The sequence below is a fragment of the Gilliamella sp. GillExp13 genome, assembly GCF_001690815.1.
In the GTDB taxonomy this organism is placed as follows: Bacteria; Pseudomonadota; Gammaproteobacteria; order Enterobacterales; family Orbaceae; genus Gilliamella; species Gilliamella bombi.
The window spans coordinates 1-623 of record NZ_LZHJ01000107.1; the positions used below are offsets into that span (position 1 = coordinate 1).

1 protein-coding gene and 1 pseudogene are annotated in these 623 nt (G+C 38.5%); both read left to right on the top strand.

Going from position 1 to position 623, the window contains the following annotated elements; translation table 11 throughout:
* Positions 1–154: pseudogene (locus tag A9G37_RS12235) on the top strand (integrase core domain-containing protein); the annotation flags it as partial.
* Positions 155–162: 8 nt separating this feature from the next.
* Positions 163–623, top strand: a 461-nt coding sequence (locus tag A9G37_RS07765; protein WP_176701889.1) for an IS30 family transposase, incomplete at its 3' end; no start/stop codon positions are given.

Consider the following 623-nt stretch of genomic DNA (forward strand, 5'->3'; position numbering starts at 1 on the left):
TACTGAAGTACTTGATTTATATCTTTTTAACAACTTAGCACAAGCAAGGTGAATAACCGAAGAATGGCTAACGATTTATAACACCGAAAGACCGCATGAGGCATTAAATAACATGACACCGATTGAGTATAAAACACTAAAACAAGCAGCTTAATTTTCTACGTGAGTTGTGTACTAAGTTTGGGGCATTTACAAGACCGCCGATATAAACGGTCAATTAAACAACGTCCAAGTTATGTAGAAAGCCGGAAAACGCGAGGACATTGGGAGGGAGATACGATTATTAGCCGTAAAGACAAGCAAGCATTGGTGACATTAGTTGAACGCAAAACAGGGCTAGTATTAATTGGGCGCCTCAATCAACGTACCGCCTCCGAAACGAGAGATATGATAATAAAATTGCTAACGCCGTTTGAAAAAATGGTTAAAAGCATCACCTTTGATAATGGAACCGAATTTAATTATCATCATGCTATTGAGTATTATTTAAACACCACCGTGTACTTTGCGGAGCCTTATAAAAGCTGGCAAAGAGGCACAAATGAAAACACCAATGGCTTAATACGTCAGTTTATACCTAAGTCAGCGGCCATTTCAGTAGTTGACGACAAACAGATAAAGAA